The organism is Streptomyces sp. WP-1, assembly GCF_030450125.1.
Taxonomy (GTDB): Bacteria; Actinomycetota; Actinomycetes; order Streptomycetales; family Streptomycetaceae; genus Streptomyces; species Streptomyces incarnatus.
Window position 1 is genome coordinate 7,346,032 of sequence record NZ_CP123923.1, and the last position, 18,254, is coordinate 7,364,285.

Annotated in this window: 18 protein-coding genes; 8 read left to right on the plus strand and 10 right to left on the minus strand. The window is 72.7% G+C overall.

The genetic code is table 11. The annotated features are described in order from the left end of the window. Positions 1–19: 19 nt before the first annotated feature. Entirely contained in the window at positions 20–1,288 is a 1,269-nt protein-coding gene (locus QHG49_RS32675; protein WP_301492385.1) for a DUF2993 domain-containing protein, read from the minus strand. 168 nt (positions 1,289–1,456) lie between these two features. On the opposite strand from QHG49_RS32675, the gene QHG49_RS32680 reads away from it, so the two are divergent. Continuing rightward, on the plus strand, positions 1,457–2,242 hold the full coding sequence (locus QHG49_RS32680) for an SDR family NAD(P)-dependent oxidoreductase (protein WP_301492386.1): 786 nt from the start codon (positions 1,457–1,459) through the stop codon (positions 2,240–2,242). 61 nt (positions 2,243–2,303) lie between these two features. Here QHG49_RS32680 and QHG49_RS32685 read toward each other — a convergent pair whose 3' ends face one another. Continuing rightward, a complete protein-coding gene (locus QHG49_RS32685; protein ID WP_301492388.1) occupies positions 2,304–3,821 on the minus strand; it encodes an MFS transporter in 1,518 nt (505 codons plus the stop codon). A 172-nt stretch (positions 3,822–3,993) separates the two neighbouring features. Here QHG49_RS32685 and QHG49_RS32690 point away from each other — a divergent pair, with 172 nt between their 5' ends. From QHG49_RS32690 to QHG49_RS32705, 4 genes are all read left to right on the plus strand, one after another. Beyond that, complete coding sequence (locus tag QHG49_RS32690; RefSeq protein WP_159707425.1) at positions 3,994–4,266, plus strand: hypothetical protein; 273 nt, start codon at positions 3,994–3,996, stop codon at positions 4,264–4,266. Between the two features lie 129 nt (positions 4,267–4,395). Then, the gene (locus QHG49_RS32695; protein WP_301492392.1) at positions 4,396–5,901 is read left to right on the plus strand and encodes an MFS transporter; all 1,506 of its coding nucleotides are present in this window, start codon (positions 4,396–4,398) and stop codon (positions 5,899–5,901) included. A 337-nt stretch (positions 5,902–6,238) separates the two neighbouring features. Then, positions 6,239–7,267, plus strand: a complete 1,029-nt coding sequence (locus QHG49_RS32700; RefSeq protein ID WP_370530595.1) for a LacI family DNA-binding transcriptional regulator — start codon at positions 6,239–6,241, stop codon at positions 7,265–7,267. Positions 7,268–8,123: 856 nt separating this feature from the next. Then, on the plus strand, positions 8,124–8,567 hold the full coding sequence (locus tag QHG49_RS32705; protein WP_370530543.1) for a cellulose binding domain-containing protein: 444 nt from the start codon (positions 8,124–8,126) through the stop codon (positions 8,565–8,567). Positions 8,568–8,636: 69 nt separating this feature from the next. On the opposite strand, the gene QHG49_RS32710 is transcribed toward QHG49_RS32705, so the two are convergent. The 5 genes from QHG49_RS32710 to QHG49_RS32730 all read right to left on the minus strand — a co-directional run bounded on the left by QHG49_RS32710 (position 8,637) and on the right by QHG49_RS32730 (position 12,993). Continuing rightward, complete coding sequence (locus QHG49_RS32710; RefSeq protein ID WP_301492396.1) at positions 8,637–9,215, minus strand: rhodanese-like domain-containing protein; 579 nt, start codon at positions 9,213–9,215, stop codon at positions 8,637–8,639. A gap of 119 nt (positions 9,216–9,334) precedes the next feature. Continuing rightward, positions 9,335–10,084 carry a sulfite exporter TauE/SafE family protein gene (locus tag QHG49_RS32715; protein WP_301492397.1) on the minus strand — a complete coding sequence of 250 codons (750 nt, stop codon included), beginning with the start codon at positions 10,082–10,084 and terminating at the stop codon, positions 9,335–9,337. After that, the gene (locus tag QHG49_RS32720; protein WP_301492399.1) at positions 10,081–10,263 is read right to left on the minus strand and encodes a hypothetical protein; all 183 of its coding nucleotides are present in this window, start codon (positions 10,261–10,263) and stop codon (positions 10,081–10,083) included. The genes QHG49_RS32715 and QHG49_RS32720 overlap by 4 nt, the downstream gene beginning before the upstream one ends. 51 nt (positions 10,264–10,314) lie before the next feature. Next, positions 10,315–11,673: a rhodanese-like domain-containing protein gene (locus tag QHG49_RS32725; protein WP_301492400.1), complete on the minus strand. Its 1,359-nt coding sequence runs from the start codon at positions 11,671–11,673 to the stop codon at positions 10,315–10,317. A gap of 90 nt (positions 11,674–11,763) precedes the next feature. Then, positions 11,764–12,993: an FAD/NAD(P)-binding oxidoreductase gene (locus tag QHG49_RS32730; RefSeq protein WP_301492402.1), complete on the minus strand. Its 1,230-nt coding sequence runs from the start codon at positions 12,991–12,993 to the stop codon at positions 11,764–11,766. A 231-nt stretch (positions 12,994–13,224) separates the two neighbouring features. On the opposite strand from QHG49_RS32730, the gene QHG49_RS32735 reads away from it, so the two are divergent. The 3 genes from QHG49_RS32735 (at position 13,225) to QHG49_RS32745 (ending at position 15,503) form a co-directional block, all read left to right on the plus strand. After that, positions 13,225–13,704, plus strand: a complete 480-nt coding sequence (locus QHG49_RS32735) for a hypothetical protein (RefSeq protein WP_301492403.1) — start codon at positions 13,225–13,227, stop codon at positions 13,702–13,704. Between the two features lie 89 nt (positions 13,705–13,793). Beyond that, positions 13,794–14,861 carry a sodium-dependent transporter gene (locus QHG49_RS32740; RefSeq protein ID WP_301492405.1) on the plus strand — a complete coding sequence of 356 codons (1,068 nt, stop codon included), beginning with the start codon at positions 13,794–13,796 and terminating at the stop codon, positions 14,859–14,861. 144 nt (positions 14,862–15,005) lie between these two features. Next, positions 15,006–15,503: a hypothetical protein gene (locus QHG49_RS32745; RefSeq protein WP_145484736.1), complete on the plus strand. Its 498-nt coding sequence runs from the start codon at positions 15,006–15,008 to the stop codon at positions 15,501–15,503. Positions 15,504–15,716: 213 nt separating this feature from the next. On the opposite strand, the gene QHG49_RS32750 is transcribed toward QHG49_RS32745, so the two are convergent. The 3 genes from QHG49_RS32750 to QHG49_RS32760 form a co-directional block, all read right to left on the minus strand. After that, the gene (locus QHG49_RS32750) at positions 15,717–16,802 is read right to left on the minus strand and encodes a DUF5954 family protein (protein WP_186337758.1); all 1,086 of its coding nucleotides are present in this window, start codon (positions 16,800–16,802) and stop codon (positions 15,717–15,719) included. Between the two features lie 247 nt (positions 16,803–17,049). Beyond that, entirely contained in the window at positions 17,050–17,517 is a 468-nt protein-coding gene (locus QHG49_RS32755) for a nuclear transport factor 2 family protein (protein WP_301492407.1), read from the minus strand. A 23-nt stretch (positions 17,518–17,540) separates the two neighbouring features. Then, complete coding sequence (locus tag QHG49_RS32760; protein WP_301492408.1) at positions 17,541–18,233, minus strand: hypothetical protein; 693 nt, start codon at positions 18,231–18,233, stop codon at positions 17,541–17,543. Positions 18,234–18,254 lie beyond the last annotated feature (21 nt).

Consider the following 18,254-nt stretch of genomic DNA (forward strand, 5'->3'; position numbering starts at 1 on the left):
CGGTCCCGTCCGGGGCAGGTCACTTGCCCAGGAGCAGGCCCGCCCCGCTGACGTAGACATGGATCCCGTCCTTGTCCACCGCGACCCGCTGGAGCCGCAGGTCGCCGGAGGGCGGGTTCGGGATCCGGAAGGCGAAGTCGAAGCGGTCGGCCACCTGCGGGCGGGTCAGCCTGGTCAGCGAGGTCAGCAGGGAGAGGTCGACGCCGAGCCGCTTGAGCACCTCGGGGTGGGCGAGTGCCAGATCCACGAGGTTCACCCGGGTCAGCTGGTGCAGGAAGCGCGGCGCGCCGGTGAGCCGGTGGAGCTTGTCCTCGTCGTGCAGCGCGGCGTTCACCGCGCTGTCCGGTACGCCCATGCGGTGCACGATCGCCGGGACGCCCAGCAACGCCTTGATCTTGTCCGCCTCCCGGGTGACCCGGCGCGCGGCGGCCCGGGTGAGGTGCAGCCCCTCGGCGGGGCCGGTGCCGGGCCGGTAGGTCGCGAGGTCGCCGATGTCCAGCCGCATCCCGTCCACCGAGGTGCTGATCCCGCGGTCCCCGTCCCGCTGGATGTGGGCGTCGGCACGCACCCGCACATCGTGCCCGGCGAGCCGCAGCGAGCCGAGCGCCTTGATCCGGCCGGGCCCCTGGGCACTGAACGACACCTGGGAGGCGCCCAGTTCACGGTTCATGTCGGCGAAGGACAGCAAGACCTGGCCGTGCATCTGCCGAACGAGGGCTCCCCTTATGGCCGTCGGCCCGTCGCCGTCGATGCGTATGTCACGCGCGGTGGCGGTGACCTGCGTCAGGGTGACCCGGTCGGCCGGTACGTCCGGGACGGTGACCCGCACCGAGTCCAGCCGCTGGTCGAGCAGTTGGGTCAGGAACGGGAAGCCGCCGATCCGCACCTCGGGCGCGGCGGTCAGATGCAGCCGGTCCTTGAGCCGGTCGGCGGCCTGCCGCTCGGCGTAGAGCAGCGCCCAGCGGTCGGCGAGGGCGACGAGGCAGGCGAAGGTGAGCGCCCAGACGGTCAGCCTGAGCAGGGTGGGCAGCCCCGTGGCGCGGTTCCGGCGACGGCCCCGGCGCCTGTGGTTGGGTGGTGCCCAGGCGTCGTCGGCGTCGTCGTCCCGCTGGTCGGGGGCATCCGTCACGCGGAGGAAGTCGTCCAGCGGGCCGTCCTCGGGGCCGCCCCGGGGATCCTCCGCGAGCGCGGCCAGTTCGTCGTAGGGACTTCGTGCGGACGGAACCCGGTCGGGGCCGGGTCCGTCGGAGTGAGCGGTGTGATGCGTCGAGGTGTGGGGGGTACGCATCGGCAGATTTGATCACATAACCCCACCGGGCCCGCAACTCTGACAGGGCCAGCGACAGGGAATGGCCCGATTCGCACGCCTTGTCGAGCCATGCGCAACTCGCCTGTGCGCAACCTGCGTTGGACACTGGCGGCGACGGCTTCGTGAAGGACGGAAAGGATGACCTCCATGACGGCAAGGGACACCGGACGTTTCGTGGGTAAGGCCGCGGTGGTGACCGGTGGCAGCAGGGGCATCGGGGCGGCGGTCGCCAGGCGCCTGGCGGCGGAGGGGGCGGCCGTCGTCATCGGCTACCGGAGCAACAGGGAGGCGGCCGACGCGCTGGTCACCGCGATCGAGGCGGACGGCGGCAAGGCCCTGGCGCACGGCGCGGACGTGGCCGATCCCGCTCAGAGCGAGGCCCTGGTCGAGCGCGCGGTCGCGGAATTCGGCCGGCTGGACGTCCTCGCCTCCTGCGCCGGCATCGAGCACTTCGGCGCCCTGGCGGATCTCACCCCGGCCGACTTCGACCGCGTCTTCGCCGTGAACACCCGCGGCCAGCTGTTCGCCGCCCAGCACGCGGCCGCCCGGATGGGGGAGGGCGGCAGGATCGTGCTCACCTCCTCGGTCAGCGCGTCCCGCGCGGTCTTCGAGCACACCCTGTACGCCGCGTCCAAGGCCGCCGTGGAGTCCATGGTCCTCAACCTCTCCGCCGAACTGGGCCGGCGCGGCATCACCATCAACGCGATCGCCCCCGGCGGCACCGACACCGACATGGCCACCGAGAACGCGGCCGGGTACCAGCACCCCCTCCTGCGCGGCGAGATGCCGCTCGGGCAGTGGCTGTCGGTGCACGGCGCGCTCGGCCGCCTCGCCACGCCCGAGGAGATCGCCGCGGGCTACGCCTACCTGGCCAGCGACGACGCCGCGTACATGACCGGCCGTACGCTCCCCGTGGACGGCGGCTTCTTCTGAGCCGCCGGGTGAGCTGTCGCCGGCCCGCCGAATGAGCCGTTTCCGGTCCGCGGGTGAGCCGTCAGGACCGCCCGGAGCGCACCGGGTCGTCGGCCGCCTCCTGCGGCCGCTTCCCGCCCCCGGAGCGCGCCCGCCGGTCCCGCCGCCAGTCGAAGGTGGCGAGCGCCAGAGACGCCACCATGCCGATGAGCGCGGCGCCCAGCGCCACGACGACGGCGGTGCGGTAGTCGTGGTGCCGTCCGAGCACCAGGTAGTAGAGACCGGGCAGCGCGGCCGTGCCCACCGCCGCGCCGAGCCGCTGCCCGGTCTGGAGCGCGCCGCCCGCCGCGCCCGCCATCCGGACCGGTACGTCCCGCAGCGTCATCGTGAAGTTGGGCGAGACCACGAAACCACCGCCGATGCCGCCGAGGAACAGCACCGGGGCGGCGACCCACGGCGCGGTGCCGAGGTCCACGAAGTGCAGCAGCAGCGCGGTGCCGCCCAGGCCGAGGATCACGCCCGCCAGACCGCACACGGTGAGCAGCCGGCCCAGCCGCTCGACCAGCCGCCCGGCGACCACGGCCGCGAACGCCGAGCCCACGGCGAAGGGGGTCACGGCGAGCCCGGAGCGCAGCGGGGAGAAGCCCAGACCGTGCTGGTAGAAGAGCGCGAAGACCAGCCACACCCCGCTGAAGCCGATGAAGTACAGGGTGCCGACGCCCGCGCCGACCGCGTAGCCGCGCACGGTGCTGAACAGCCGGGGATCCAGCAGCGGCTGATCCCCCCTGGCCACCAGGCGCCGCTGCCACTGGGCGAAGGCGAGGAGGACGACGACACCGACCGGGAACAGCCACCACAGCCGCTCGATCCCACCGGAGTCCGCCTGGACCAGCGGATACATCAGCGCGAGCACGCCGAGGCCGAGCAGGGCGACACCGGTGGCGTCCACATGGCCCCGCCCGGTCCCCTGGACGCGGGGCAGCAGCCGGCGGCCGAGCAGTACGGCGAGGATGCCGATGGGCACATTGACGTAGAAGATCCACCGCCAGCCGTCGGCGCCGGAGGCCAGCGCCAGGATGGCGCCGCCGGTGATGGGTCCGACGGCGGAGGAGATGCCGACGGTCGCGCCGAAGAAGCCGAAGGCCCGGCCGCGTTCCGCGCCCCGGAACAGCTGCTGGATCAGCGCGGAGTTCTGGGGCGCCATGAAGCCGGCCGCGAGGCCCTGCGCGAGCCGGGCCACCACCAGCAGCGTGATGTTCGGGGCCGCCCCGCAGGCCGCGCTGAACAGCACGAAGGCGCTGAGCGCGAACAGGAATATACGGCGCCGGTCCAACGCGTCACCGAGCCGCCCGGCGGTGACCAGGGCGAGGGCGAAGGTGAGGGCGTAACCGGACACCACCCACTGCACCTGGGCGGGGGAGGCCCCCAGATCGCGCTGGACGGTGGGCAGGGCGACCGCCACGATCGTCACGTCCAGCAGGCTCATGAAACCGGCCACGAGCGTCACCCACAGGGCCCGCCACCGGCGCGGATCCGGCTGGTAGCCGCTGTCCTGAGCCCCCTGGCCGCGGCCGCCTGCCGCCGACGTCGACGTACTCACCTGGGCTCCTCTCCGCTGGGGCGCCGCCCGAAGGATTCAAGTTCCCCCGGCGGGGCACGCGCACACACCTCTAGCTGCAACCGCAAAGGGCGGGAAGAAAGTCCGCCCGGCCGCACATCCGCGACCGCGCCGGCAAGATCCCGTTGTCAGTGGTGGCTGCGAGGCTTGGACCATGAACGGCGACGACGAGCAGCTGCTGCGCGGCCGGGTCTACGGCCATGACCACGAGGACCCCGGCCCACGCCCCGACCGCAGGTACGCCCAACTGGTCGGCGGCCCCCTGGACGGCCTGCTGCTGGACATCACCGACCGGGCCGACGACGCCCCCGCGAGCGGGGTCCCGCTCCGCACCGAGCTGGGCCGGTTCGGCATCGGCGGCCGGGCGACATACACCCCGCGCCCAGGTGACCGCACCCGTCTCGACTGGAGCGGCGACATCCCCTGAGGACCACCGGACCGGAGTGCCATCCACTCAGAGTATCCGATCGGCTGCGGTACGAAGCGGTGAGTTTGAGCGCGTGAGATCTGTACAGGCGTTGGCTTGTGCAATGCGACCGGCGAAAGGAACACCGCGATGACGGCGACTGACCACGAGAACCCGGTGGATCCGGTGGATCCCGCCGCGGTCAGGCGCCACCGGATGCTCTTTCGTGCCATCGAGAAACGACGCAACCCGAAGCTGCGCCGCAGCGACATCACGGTGACCGACGAATCGGCCGTCAAACGCGCCACGAAGGCGGCCGCTCTCGGTAATGCGATGGAGTGGTACGACTTCGGTATCTACAGCTATCTGGCCGCGACCCTGGGCAAGGTCTTCTTCCCCTCGGGCAGTCACACCGCCCAGCTGCTCAGCACCTTCGCGACCTTCGCGGTCGCCTTCCTGGTACGGCCCATCGGCGGCATGGTCCTCGGGCCGCTCGGCGACAAGATCGGCCGCAAGACGATCCTCGCCCTCACCATGATCATGATGGCGATCGGCACCTTCGCCATCGGCCTGATCCCCTCGCACGCCGCGATCGGCATCTGGGCCCCGGCCCTGCTGATCTTCTTCCGGCTGGTGCAGGGCTTCTCGACCGGCGGTGAGTACGGCGGCGCCTCCACGTTCATCGCGGAGTACGCGCCCGACAAACGGCGCGGCTACTTCGGCAGCTTCCTGGAGTTCGGCACCCTCGCCGGGTACGTCGGGGCGTCCGGCCTCGTCGTCGCCCTGACCAGCCTGCTCAGCGACGACCAGATGCTGCACTGGGGCTGGCGCGTCCCCTTCCTGGTCGCGGCGCCGCTCGGCTTCATCGGCCTGTATCTGCGGCTCAAGCTGGACGAGACGCCCGCCTTCCAGAAGCTGGAGGGCGGCCAGGCCCAGGCGACCGAGGCCGCCGACGCGGTGGAGACCTCGGCCGCCTCCGACCTCGGCAAGATCTTCACCCACTACTGGCGGCCGCTGCTGCTGTGCGTCGCCCTCGTCGCGGCGTACAACATCGCCGACTACATGCTGCTGTCGTACATGCCGACCTATCTGTCCGACGAACTCGGCTACGACACCAATCACGGGCTGCTGATCCTGCTGATCGTGATGGTCCTCCAGATGTGCGTGATCAACCAGGTCGGCCGCCTCTCGGACCGTTTCGGCCGCAAGCCGCTGCTGATGACGGGCATGCTCGGCTTCCTGGTGCTGTCGGTGCCCTCGTTCCTGCTCATCCGGCAGGGCGACATCGTCCTGATCACCCTGGGCCTGCTGCTGATGGGCCTGTCCCTGGTGGCCATGCTCGGCACGATGTCCGCGGCCCTCCCGGCGATCTTCCCGACGCATGTCCGCTACGGCTCCCTCTCGGTCGCCTACAACTTCTCCGCCTCGCTCTTCGGCGGCACCACCCCGCTGGTGATCACGGCCCTGATCGGCGCCTTCCACACCAATCTGGTTCCGGCGTTCTACGCCGTGGGCGCGGCGGCCGTGGGCGTCATCGCGGTCCTGTGCATGAAGGAGACGGCGAACAAGCCGCTGGCCGGCTCCCCGCCGTCGGTGGAGTCCGAGGCCGAGGCCGCCGAACTGGTCAGGGCCCAGTCCCCCGACCCGAAGTTCTGACCGGCCCGCCGCTCCTGCTCCTGGGACACCGGACCACCGGGCGCCGCACCGCGCCCGGTGGTCCGGCACACGCAGAGCGAGCAAGGTGAGATCGCATCCCCCGCACGGCCGGGGCACCCGCGCGCCCAGGCCCATGGCTGCTGCGGAACCCGCGTTCACCCGTCTCGCCGTGGGCTCCGGCTCGGTCACACCGGCTTTTGTCTGGGAGCGCTCCCGTGGGAGCGCTCCCAGATCGGCATAATGAAGGTCCACCGTTCCCGCGGGGGTGTCAGGGGAACGAACACTTCGAGTCGGTGCGACTGACAGGTTGTCATCCATGGTGACGGGCAAGGGCGTGATGACTGCGGGCGAGGGGCGGGGCGGCCGGCCGACGCTGGAGATGGTCGCCGCGCGGGCCGGGGTCGGGCGGGGCACGGTCTCGCGAGTGGTCAACGGCTCCCCGCACGTCAGCGCCCAGGCGCGGGCGGCGGTGGAGGCGGCGATCGCCGAGCTGGGCTACGTGCCCAACCGTGCCGCCCGCGCGCTGGCCGCCGACCGCACGGACGCGGTCGCGCTGGTCATCCCCGAGTCGGAGACCAGGCTAGGCGCCGAGCCGTACTTCCTGGACATCGTGCGCGGTGTGAGCACCGAACTCGCCAACACCGACATGCAGTTGCTGCTCACCCTGATCCGCACCCCGCGCGAACGCCGGCGTCTGGGCCAGCATCTGGCGGCCCGCCGCGTCGACGGCGTGCTGCTGGTGTCCGTGCACGAGAACGACCCGCTGCCCAGCCTGCTGGAGCGGCTGCGGGTGCCGACCGTGCTCAACGGCCGGCGCTCGGAGCGGGAGTGGATGTCGTACGTCGACGCGGACAACGTCGGCGGCGCGCGGTCCGCCGCCGAGCATCTGATCGGCCTGGGCCGGCGGACCGTCGCCACCATCACCGGCCCGCTGGACATGTACGTCGCACGCTGCCGGCTCGACGGCTACACCCAGGCGATGAACTCCGCGGGCCTCGGCGGCGGCACCTCGCTGGTGGCCCACGGCGACTTCACCGAGGAGGGCGGCCGCGCCGCCATGCGCGCCCTGCTGGAGCGGCACCCCGGCCTCGACGCCGTCTTCGCCGCCTCCGACGTCATGGCCAGCGGCGCCCTGCACATCCTGCGCCAGTCGGGGCGGCGGGTGCCCGAGGACGTGGCGCTGATCGGCTTCGACGACTCCGCGGTGGCCCGGCACGCCGACCCGCCGCTCACCAGCGTGCGCCAGCCGACGCAGGAGATGGGCCGCACCATGGCACGGGTGCTGCTGGAGGAGATCGAGTCCCGCAACGGCATCCGGCGTCATGTGGTGCTCTCCACGGACCTGGTGGTGCGCGAGTCCGCCTGAGAGCGGCGACGGGGGACCGTACCGTCGCGGCATCCGGTCGCCGATCCGCGACCCGCCCCGCCCTCTGTGCGCCGAGCCCGGGGAGCGCCCCCGGCGCCCTTGTGTCGCACCGGCGTCTGCCCCGGTACCTGTCGGGCCCGCCGGTGCGCCATGCCGGGGAACGCTCTGATCCCCTTGTGTCGCGCCGGTGTTCGCCCCGATACCCGTAGCGCCCGTCCAGGTGCGCCATGCACGGGGACGCCCCGCCGTCCCCGTGCAGCGCCGGGGGAGCGGGCGGCGCGGCACGGTCCACCGGATCCATCGACGTCCATGCATGTGCCGAATGGCTGTTTCTCCGCCTTGCGTCCGGTCCCGCGCGGCGCTCGGCCGCCGAGGGCCCGCCGCCGCCACCCGACGGCAGGCGTCGCCCCCGAGAGTGCATCGCCGCCGGATGCGGCGAGTTCACCGCGGTCCCGGGCGAAGACGCCCCGCCGCCGTCGCGCGCACCGGCGCCCGCGCGGAGGGGGGCGCGTGAACGCGCCATTGCGCTCAGGTTTCGCCCGGCCCCTTCACAGCACTGTTCCGAGTTGTTACTTTCCTCACTTGCTGGGAGCGCTCCCACACTCAACGCCGTGGAACAAACCGGAGTTGGTGATGATCCGGCGCGGCGCTCCCCCCGACCTCGCAGTACGGCGGCGACAGCTTCCAGTGGACCTTCTGGTGCTGGAACCCCGACTCCGGTGACACCGGCGGCATCCTCAAGGACGACTGGCAGACCGTCGACACCGCCAAGGACGGCTATCTGGCGTCCATCAAGGCCCCTGGACTTGGTTCCGGCTCCGGTGGTGGTGGTACGCCGGGCGCGGGTGCGGTGAGGGTGCAGTACAAGAACAACGACAGCTCGCCGTCCGACAATCAGATCAAGCCGGGGCTGCGGGTCGTCAACACCGTGAGTTCCGCGGTGGATCTGTCGAAGGTGACGGTTCGTTACTACTTCACCGGTGATGGTGGCGCGTCCGGTTTCTCGACGTCGTGTGACTACGCGGCTGTCGGGTGTTCAAACGTCACGCAGAAGGTCGTCGCCCTGTCCTCGCCGAAGTCCGGCGCCGACCACTACCTGGAGGTCAGCTTCGCGTCCGGTGCGGGCTCCCTCGCGGCGGGTGCGAACACCGGGGACATCCAGAGCCGGATCAACAAGAGCGACTGGTCGAACTTCAGCGAGAGCGACGACTACAGCTACGCGACCAACACGGCGTACGCCGATGTCTCCAAGGTGACCGTGTACGTCAACGGCACCCTCGCGGGGGGCGTCGAGCCGTAGGCCGGGGGACACCCGAAGGGTTCGCCCGGTACGCCGACGTACCGGGCGAACGCCGTGCCGGAGCTGGGATCAGAGGGCGCGCAGGCGCGCGAGCGTCGCGTCGAGGTCCGTCCTGCCGGGCCGGTTGTGGGGCAGCCTGGCGAGGAGGGCGGCCATGCCGCAGGTGTTGCTCACGGCGGAGAACACCAGGCCGCCCGCCACACCGGCGGACAGCAGCCGGAAGGCCGGGTGGACGAACTCGCCCAGGGCCAGGCCGAGCAGGACCAAGGAACCGGCGGTGAGCCGGACCTGCCGGTCCATGCTCCAGACCGCCTTGACGTCGCGGGCCGCAGGGCGCTCCAGATCCTGCCCCTGGGCGGCCCAGGCGCCGGTGCCGCCTTCCAGGGTCGCCGTGTGGACGCCCTGCCCGGCGAGCTTCCGGCAGGCGTTCTCGGAACGGGCACCGGAGGCGCACACCACGAGGACCTCACCGCGCTCGGCGGCGGCGCGGATCTCGGGCAGCGCGCGGTCGAGCTGGTCCAGCGGGATGTTCAGGGCGCCGGGTATGCGACCGCCGGCGTACTCGCCCGGGGTGCGGACGTCGATCACGGTCAGCTCGTGCAGACGGTCCTTCGCCTGACGGGGGGCGAGAGTGGTGAGGGTCGTCATGACAGTCGTCGTCCTTGCGTTGTCGAGGGCGTCCCGGGGCGGGGAGTGACCCGTGGGGGTGGGGAGGGTGCGGGGACGCCCGGCGCTTTCCACTGTGCCAGGGCTCTGTGACGGCGGTGTCACACGAGTACGTCGGCGAGCATGAAGACCGCGACGGCGAGCAGCACCCAGGCGAAGACGCGCTGCAACGTTCCGCCCCGGACCTTCCTGGCCAGGCGCTTTCCGTCCCAGGCGCCGAGCATGGCGGCCGCGGTGAACGGCGCGACCACCGCCCAGTCCAGGCGCGTGCCGGTCCCGGCGCGGGCGCCCAGTGCGGCCAGCGAGTTGATCGTGATGACCAGCAGGCTGGTGCCGACCGCCCGGCGCATGGGCAGCCGGAGCACACCCACCAGCGCCGGTACGGCGAGGAAGCCGCCGCCCACGCCGAGGAACCCGGTCACCGCGCCCAGCCCGGCCCCCACCGCACCGGCCCTGGCCGGCTCGATCCGTGCGCCGGAGTCGGGGGCGGTGCGGGCGGGGCGCAGCATGCGCAGCGCGGCGAGCGCCGCGATGACCGAGAACGCGCCGGTCAGCAGGGCCTGGGGCAGTCGCCCGGCGGCGGCTCCGGCGGCCATCGCGGGCACGACGCCCGCCGCGGCGAACAGCAGTCCGGTGCGCCAGGCGACATGACCGTCCCGGGCGTGCGCGGTCAGCGCGGTGACCGAGGTGAGGGTGACGATGACCAGGCTGGCCGTCGTCGCCTCGGCCGTGGTGAATCCGAGGAGGTAGATGAGGGCGGGTACGGCGAGGACGCTGCCGCCCCCGCCGAGACCGCCCAGGGCCAGGCCGACGACGGCACCGGCGACGAGCGCGAGTATCAGGGCGGTCATGCTATGGAACCGCCGGCCCCCGTCACCGGGCCGGACAGCGGCGCGGGTACGGCACCGGGCGCGGGCGCGGTTTCCCGCTCGCACACATCCGGCAGCGGGGCCGGGGCGTCGGTGCCCTCGGTGTGCCGTACGGTCTCGGCGGCGCTGGCGCGGTCCTCGGCGCGGGGGAGGAGGGACATCACTCGGCCTCTCGGGAAAACGGATGGATCGGGACGGGCGGGGGGAGTGGGTCAGCCGGTGACGACGGTCAGTCCGGCGGCGGTGGCGGAGCCGAAGCCGTCGTCGACGGCCACCACGTCCCGGCCGGACGCGTGCAGCAGCGAGGCGGCGATGGCGGCCCGCATACCGCCCGCGCAGTGCACCCAGACGGTGCCCTCCGGTACCTCGCCGAGCCGCTTGTGCAACTGGTGGATCGGGATGTGGACGGACTTCTCGATGTGCCCGGCGGCGCGTTCGGAGTCGCGGCGCACGTCCAGGACGACGACGCCGTCCGTGCCGCGCTCGGCCAGTGCGGCGAACGTGGCGCGGGGGAAGGACACGAGGTCCTCGCCCTCGGGCACCCAATCCTGGGGCGCGCCGGTGGCCGCGGCGGCGGGCCGGTCGATGCCGACCCGCACCAACTCGCGCTGTGCGGCGGCGAGCTGCTCGGGAGACTCGGCGAGCAGCGTGACCGGCTTGCCCCACGGGATCAGCCACGCCAGATACGTGGCGATCTTGCCCTCGGCCTCGAAGTTGAAGGATCCGGCGACATGGCCCTCGGCGAACGCGATCCGGTTGCGCAGGTCCACGACCCACTCGCCGGCCGTGAGCCGGTCCGCGATCTGACGGGCGTCGGCGAGGGCCGGCGTGGTGAGGTCCACCGGCGCGGGGCCCGCCGCGTTGGCCGGTCCCATGTGGGTGTAGTACGCGGGGATGTCGTCGAGGCCGGCGAGCAGCCGGGCGACGAAGGAGTCGACGTCCGTGGTGAGCGCGGCGTTGGCCGACTTCTCCTTGCCGATGGTGGTGGTGTCGCCCTCGGCCTGCGCGGAGGAGCAGAAGCTGCCGAAGCCGTGCGTGGGCAGCACGGTCGTCTCGTCCGGCAGCTCGGCGGCCAGCCGGTGGGCGGAGGCGTGCTGGGCGCGGGCGAGGCGCTCGGTCAGGCGGGGCTCGACCAGATCGGGCCGGCCCACCGTGCCGATCAGCAGCGAGCCGCCGGTGAACGCGGCGACCGGGCGCCCCCGCTCCAGCAGGACGTAGGAGGTGTGGTGCGGGGTGTGTCCGGGGGTGGCGACCGCCCGCAGTTCGAGCGCGTCGTCGAGGGCGACGGTGTCGCCGTCGGCCACCGGCATCCGCGCGAACGACACCCGCGCCCCGGCCGGCACCAGGTAGGCGGCGCCCGTCACCCGGGCCAGCTCCAGGCCGCCGGTGACGTAGTCGTTGTGGACATGGGTCTCCACCACGTGGGTGATCCGTACGCCGCGCCGCACCGCCGCCGCCAGCACCTGGTCGATGTCGCGCGGCGGGTCCACCGCCACGGCGGCCCGCCGGCCACCGGCCAGGTAGCTGCGGTTTCCGAGGCCCTGGAGCTCGATGGTGTCGATGAAGAACACGGGAACGTTCCCTTCGCTGAGTACCCCCCGGGGTATATCCGGACCATAGCACGGGTACCCCGGGGGGTATTGCGTACGCGTGCCGGGGTGTCAGAGGCGGCCGGTGAGCATGCCGTGCCAGTAGATCTGCGGCAGCAGGTACCGCTTGAAGACCCACATGTCGCGCCGCTCCTTGAAGGTGTCGATCAGCGGGAAGGTCGGCCGGGGCGTCAGGTCGTAGTCGAACTCGGCGAGCAGCATCCGGTCGCGGGCGGTCACCAGCGGGCAGGAGGTGTAGCCGTCGTACCGATGCGCCGGTGTCCGGCCGTTCATCACGTCGAGCAGGTTGGCGGCGACCACCGGGGCCTGCTTGCGCACCGCCGCGCCGGTCTTGGAGGTCGGCAGGTTCGCCACGTCGCCGAGCGCGAACACCTCCGGATGGCGCGGGTGCCGGAGGGTGTACTGGTCGGCGGCGACGAAGCCCAGCGGGGCGGCGGGATCGGCGAGCGGGCTCCGCTTGACCCAGTCGGGCGCGCTCTGCGGGGGCACGGCGTGCAGAAGGTCGTATCCGATGGTCTCCGCGCGGCCGCTCGCATGGTCGGTGACGGTGATCTCGCGGCGGTCGCCGTCCACGGCGGTCATCTCCGAGCGCAGCCGCACCTCGATGCCGTACCGGCCGGCCACCCGCTCCAGGACGCGGCCCCACTCGGGCACCTTGAACAGGGTGGCGTCGGGGATCACCAGGATGATCCGGATGCGATCCAGGACCCCTCGCCTGCGCCAGTGGTCGGCGGCCAGGTAGGCGATCTTCTGCGGCGCCCCGCCGCACTTGAGCGGCGTCGCCGGGTGGGTGAAGACGGCCGTGCCGGAGCGCATGTTCCTGATCAGCTCCCAGGTGCGCGGGGCGTACTCGGGCGCGTAGTTGCTGGCCACCCGGTCGTGTCCGACCGCCTCGGCGAGACCCGGTACGGCGTCCCAGTCCAGTTGCAGCCCGGGGGCCATCACCAGGTGCTCGTAGGCGAGTTCGGCACCACCGGAGAGGGTGACCGTCCGCGACTCGGGATCGACGGCGAGGGCGTGCCGGCGTATCCAGCGCACCCCGTCCGGGATCACGGACGCCTCGGCGCGGCGGGTGCTGCGCAGGGTCGCCTGGCCGCCGCCGACCAGGGTCCACAGGGGCTGGTACCAGTGGCTGTCGGACGGTTCGACGAGGGTGATGTCGGTGACGCCCGCGCGGCGGAGCCGGGCGGCGACGCTGATTCCCGCGCTGCCGCCGCCGACGATGGCGACGCGATGCCGGCCGGTGATCGTCTCGGTGCCGGGGGCGGGGCTTGCGGCCATGGCTGGAGTCCTTCCTGTAGTGGTTTGGTTGTCTCCTCAAATACCCCGGGGGGTTTCCGTGACCGAAGCTATGACGGTCCCGCCGAGGTGGTCAAATACCCCAGCGGGTATTTGCCTCAGGGGTAAATCCGGGTCCGAGCGGGCCCGTCGTAGACCCGTGCGGGGGGACGCGGCAGCGCGCCGCGCGACGCGAACGCCCTGTTCCCGCGCGGGCGTCGTAGCGTCCGAGGCATGCGTGTGCGGGGCGAGGAACCGAGGCCGCCGACGAGCACCCGCCCCGCCTGGGCGGGCCTCCTCGTCGCCGCGCTCGTCTGCGCCGTCCTCACCGCCGCGCTCGGCGGCTGCCCGCGGATGCGGGCCCTGACCGGATCCGCCGTCGACACGAATCACCGGCCGTTCGCCACGACCGCGCCCCGGGCCGTGCCCGTTCCCCGGATCGCGACCGCGCCCCGGGCCGTGCCCGGTTCCCGGATCGCGAGCGCGCCCGAGGCCACGGCCGTAGGAACGCGGGAGGCGGCAGGCTCCCGGTGCCACGGCGGCGGTACGACCACCGCGGTGCCCCCGGCCCCTGCCCCCGCTCCGCGCGCCCACGCGTGCGCCTCGAACGGCACACACCGAGGCGCGCTCGCGAGCGCCCCGCCGCCGGCCCCGGGGCCACGAGCGCCCCGGCGGATGCCCGGCGGTCGTCCGGAACCGTTGCTCAGGGTCTAGGAGTTCCCGGCCGCGAGCGCCCGTCCAAGGGGCGCCCGCTTGGCCGCCGCGCGCCCCCGAAACCTCCTGCGGCACACCAAGGAACCCCCATGCCCGCTCGCGCTGCCCGCGGCGGCCGGCCCTCCGGTTGGCTCCACCGGCGTCTCGGCCCCGCCGTCCTCCTCTGTCACCTGCTCGCCCTGCTCGTCCCCGGACCAGGGGCCCGGCTGCGCCGAACCGCGCTCGGCCTGTTCGGACTGCGCCTCGACGCGTCGGCCGTCGCGCTGTTCGTCATCCTCTTCGCCGCCGCCTTCCAGGTGCCGCCGGGTCGCGTCCTGGCCGCCCTCCGGCAGCCGAAGTCCGTGCTCGCGGGCCTCGCCACGCATCTGCTGACGGCCTTCGTCCTGGCGCCGGTCACCGCCCTGGTGCTGTACGGCGCCGGGCTGCGGGGACCGGCCGGCGGCCTGTCCACCGCCGTGGCGCTGATCGCGGCGGCGCCCGTGGCCGCGGCCGCGACGGTCTGGATCGGCCGGGACGGCGATGTCACCGCCCTGCTGGCCGTCGTCCTGCTCTCCGCGCTGCTCAGCCCGCTGACCATGCCCACGACGCTGGGACTGCTGGGCCACGTCCTGCCGTCGGCGGGCCACACCCGGGCGCTGGTCGACAGCGCGGCCGGGCAGGCGCGGGCGCTGCTCACCGGTGCCGTCGCCCTGCCCTGCGCGCTCGGCCTGCTCGCCCGGAGGATCGTCCCCGCCGCCGTCACCGGGCGCCTGCTCGCCGGGGCGCCGCCGGTGGCGGTCACGGCGATGCTCGCGCTGACGTACGTCAACGCCACCGCCGCGGCTCCCGTGCTGCGCCGGGAGCCCTGGACGGCCGTCGCGCTCTGCGTCGCCGTGGGGTGGGGCGTGTGCCGGCTGGCCTTCCTCGCGGGCGCGCTCACCGCCCGCGCGCTGCGGCTGCCGCCCGGCGCCTCGGCCACGGTCACCCTGGCGTGCGGCATGAGCAACGTCAGCGTCAGCACGGTCGTCGTCGTACAGGCGCTGCCCGGGCAGCCGCACGCGCTACTGGTCGCCCTGGTGTACGGGCTGGCGCAGAAGGTGTCGGCACGGCGCGCCGTCGCGAAAGGGGCCGTCGTGCCGTCGTACCGGACGGTCGGTGAGCGGGGTGCCGTCCGGTGATCCGGCGGGCCGCGCGGACCGGGGCCGGTGGTGCGGACGATGTCCGCGATCCCTGGCGGCGGCGCGGCGGACTCTGGCATCATCCCCACGCACCACCTGCACCGTCGCCCACACGTTGCCCGGCCTTTCGCAGGAGGATCCCCCATGAAGGTCCGCTCGGCCCTGACCGCCCTCGCGCTGGTCGTCGCTCCCGGTGTCGCCGTCCTCGGCACCGCCACGGACGCCTTCGCGGTCACCAAGATCAGCAATGCCACCGCGACCCAGATGTTCCGTGACGCGGGCATCACCTGGTCGTCCTCCGGTGGCTGCTCCGACCGCAACAACTCGACCTGTACGTCGTTCGACCAGCTCAACCTGGCCACCGCCCAGGGCGCCGTGACCCTCAAGCACTCCAGCGGCTGCGCCCTGAACATCACCGGCGGCACCGAGACCGGGCACGCCTCCGGCACGTACTCCCACTGGAACGGCTACAAGCTCGACTACGGCAAGAACACCTGCATCACCAACTACATCAAGAACAACTTCACGTACTCCGGCCTGCGCGGCGACGGTTACCCGATGTGGACCGCGGCCTCCGGCAACGTCTACGCCGACGAGGGCACCCACTGGGACGCCCTGTACTACAGCTGCGGCGGCTGCTGACACCGTGCCGGCCGGCATCCGGGCGGACCGCCGTCGTCCGGCTCCGCCAGCGCTTCCAACCACCCCCTGACTAAAGGACGTTGGCGTCGTCACCCTCCACCTCGACCATGAGGTCCGGGACGGCCCCGGGAGCCGGGCCCGCGTTCACGGCGCCGCCCTCTCGCCCGCCTCCGGCGTCGCCTCCCGCGACTCCAGCGGCCCAGCCCCGGGACGTCAGCCGTTGCCCTCCTCGTCGTAATGCACGACGCCGTCCTCGTCGAGGCGGGGGTGGATGGGCTCGGGGCCGTGCTCGCTGGTGTCGGAGGGGCGGGGGCCCTCGGGACCGTCGGGTCCCCAGCGCAGCATGCGGCGGGTGCGGATGATCCGGTACGTGGTGTCGAGGACCTCCAGCTGGTTGACCCGGCCGGAGCGCAGCCGCTCGGAGGCCTCGGCGTACGCGGACAACACCGGATCGGCATCGGGGTCCTCGGCCGCCACGGTGCGGGCGTCGACGAGCCGGTCGGCCTCCACGGGGATCAGGCCCCGGGTACGCGGTTCGAGCCATGTCAGGTGGAAATCCAGCGACTTGCGGGCGCCGAGCGCGGTGGTGTGCGGGCGGCTCGCCGGTTCCCAGCCCTTGCCGTTGCGCTCCGCGACGGTGAACGTGGTCGGCAGCAGTACGACGTCCGGATGGGTCTTGCGGGCCCGGCGGGACTCGCGGATCACGAAGTCGGGGAAGCGGGAGCCGGCGTACACGAAGTCGCGCAGCGCCAGCCGTTCGGTGGCCTGCGCCGGGGTGAGCGGCGCGTCGGGGTCCAGGACCAGACCGGCGTCGACCTCCGGTTCGCGGCTGCCGTGGCTCCAGTCGGGGGTGAGGGGTTCCGGATCGGTCGGGCGCGGCAGTTCGATGCCGCCCGCGCCGGAGCCGGCCCATTCCTCGGCGCGCACGATCCGGTAGCGCGTGCCCAGCACGGTGAGTTCGTCGACGGGCTCCGTCTCCAGCCGCGCGACCGCCGCGATCAGGGCACGGCGCTCCGCCCGGTCCTCGGTCTCGTCCTTCGCGCGGAACCACAGCAGGGAGTTCAGGCTGTCGCGCGACAGCTGCGGGAACGGAGCGGTGATCGGGGTCACCGCCCGCCAGCGCTGCCCGTCCTCGGCGGTCTGCGAGACCACCCCGAACAGCGGCCCGCGCACCGCCACTTCACCGGCGTTCAGCACGGCGTCGAGGGCGTCGGCCTCCATGGCGGCCTCGACCGGCTCCACCGGAACGCGCACGACCACCGGCCGAACCCCGTCCGGACTGACATTCCCAAGGTCCATGCCCCCATCCTGCCGAGCGGAGGGTACGGCCAGCGTGGTTTTTGGTGAAATACCGCTCCCCGTGCCGAAAACCAGCCGTCCGTGGGGGATCGGCGGCCGCGAGATGACGGCGCCTCCATCTGGTCGGGCTTGTGGACGCCGCCTTCGTAGCCGAGGTACGGCATGTCCACGGGATCGACACGGGTGGGGGATGGTACCGGCAGCACACAGGAGAACTGCCTTGCCGTACAGTGAAATTGACGATCGATCAGGCGAGCGGGATGTCGTGGCCCGGGCCCCGCTCGCTGTCCGGTCGGGGGCCGAAGCAGCGGCGCTCCGTCTCCTCGATGGGCACGTCGTTGATGGAGGCCTCGCGGCGGCACATCAGGCCGTTGTCGGCGAACTCCCACAACTCGTTGCCGTACGAGCGGAACCAGCGGCCCCCGGTGTCGTGCCACTCGTACTGGAAGCGGACGGCGATGCGGTTGCCGTCGAAGCTCCACAGGCTCTTGCGCAGCGCGTAGTCCAGTTCGCGTTCCCACTTGGCGGTGAGGAAGGCGACGATCTCCGCGCGGCCGGTGAGGAAGACGTCGCGGTTGCGCCAGACGGAGTCCTCCGTGTAGGCGAGGGCGACCCGGTGCGGATCGCGGGTGTTCCAGGCGTCCTCGGCGGCCTGGACCTTGGCCAGGGCGCCGTCGAGGTCGAAGGGCGGCAGGGGCGGGCGGGTGCCGGACATGGCGGGGCGGTCCTCCGGGTCGGTCAGCGGATCGGGCGCAGCATCTCGGAGCGGACCCGAAGGGTCTGCTCGGCGGCGTCCTTCAGGTCGATGTACGACGCGGTCATGTACGCGACCCGGGCCACGGTGTTGCCGTCCGCCCAGACGCAGACCGGGTAGGTGAGCGTCTGTCCGCCGGACCAACTGCGGGTCAGGTACTCGCAGCTGACCCCGGCGGGGGAGGCGGGCGAAGTGAGATCCCTGGGCGGGACGACCACTTTCACGGTGGTGGTCGCGGAGCCGTTCGCGGTGAGCAGACGGGTGCGCAGCGAGGCGGTGTTCCTGAATCGGCCGTACATGCCGGTCACCACCACATCGTAGTAGTCGGCGCCCTTCAGCCGGTACGACGCGACGACGCCGTGGACGGCTTCGGCGTCCAGGCCGAACCGCCAGCTCCGCGCCACGGCCCGGCCGGCGGTCGCGGAGTCGTTCCGGCGCAGCTCGTACCGGCCGTCGAGCACCGTGTGCGGAACCGTCAGGGTGGACTCGGCCCGGGGGAAGTTCCGGTCGAAGACCTTCCCGGACAGCACGACCGCCGCCACGATCGCCGCGATCAGCAGGAAGGCCCCGCCGACGATCGCCGCGATGAGGCCGACCGGTCTCGTACGCGGCGGGGGCAGGGGCGGTGCGCCCCAGGGGTCGAGGTGCGCCGACTGCGGCGCCGAAGGCATGGACACGCCAGAAAGATACTCGATGTG

Excerpts from the sequence above, each read along its gene's own strand:
- QHG49_RS32730 (WP_301492402.1), bottom strand. The coding sequence starts at position 12,993 with ATGGCCGCAAGCCCCGCCCCCGGCACCGAGACGATCACCGGCCGGCAT.
- QHG49_RS32680 (WP_301492386.1), top strand. The coding sequence starts at position 1,457 with ATGACGGCAAGGGACACCGGACGTTTCGTGGGTAAGGCCGCGGTGGTG.
- QHG49_RS32700 (WP_370530595.1), top strand. The coding sequence starts at position 6,239 with ATGACTGCGGGCGAGGGGCGGGGCGGCCGGCCGACGCTGGAGATGGTC.
- QHG49_RS32755 (WP_301492407.1), bottom strand. The coding sequence starts at position 17,517 with ATGTCCGGCACCCGCCCGCCCCTGCCGCCCTTCGACCTCGACGGCGCC.
- QHG49_RS32675 (WP_301492385.1), bottom strand. The coding sequence starts at position 1,288 with ATGCGTACCCCCCACACCTCGACGCATCACACCGCTCACTCCGACGGA.
- QHG49_RS32750 (WP_186337758.1), bottom strand. The coding sequence starts at position 16,802 with ATGGACCTTGGGAATGTCAGTCCGGACGGGGTTCGGCCGGTGGTCGTG.
- QHG49_RS32690 (WP_159707425.1), top strand. The coding sequence starts at position 3,994 with ATGAACGGCGACGACGAGCAGCTGCTGCGCGGCCGGGTCTACGGCCAT.
- QHG49_RS32715 (WP_301492397.1), bottom strand. The coding sequence starts at position 10,084 with ATGACCGCCCTGATACTCGCGCTCGTCGCCGGTGCCGTCGTCGGCCTG.
- QHG49_RS32735 (WP_301492403.1), top strand. The coding sequence starts at position 13,225 with ATGCGTGTGCGGGGCGAGGAACCGAGGCCGCCGACGAGCACCCGCCCC.
- QHG49_RS32740 (WP_301492405.1), top strand. The coding sequence starts at position 13,794 with ATGCCCGCTCGCGCTGCCCGCGGCGGCCGGCCCTCCGGTTGGCTCCAC.
- QHG49_RS32720 (WP_301492399.1), bottom strand. The coding sequence starts at position 10,263 with ATGTCCCTCCTCCCCCGCGCCGAGGACCGCGCCAGCGCCGCCGAGACC.
- QHG49_RS32695 (WP_301492392.1), top strand. The coding sequence starts at position 4,396 with ATGACGGCGACTGACCACGAGAACCCGGTGGATCCGGTGGATCCCGCC.
- QHG49_RS32710 (WP_301492396.1), bottom strand. The coding sequence starts at position 9,215 with ATGACGACCCTCACCACTCTCGCCCCCCGTCAGGCGAAGGACCGTCTG.
- QHG49_RS32745 (WP_145484736.1), top strand. The coding sequence starts at position 15,006 with ATGAAGGTCCGCTCGGCCCTGACCGCCCTCGCGCTGGTCGTCGCTCCC.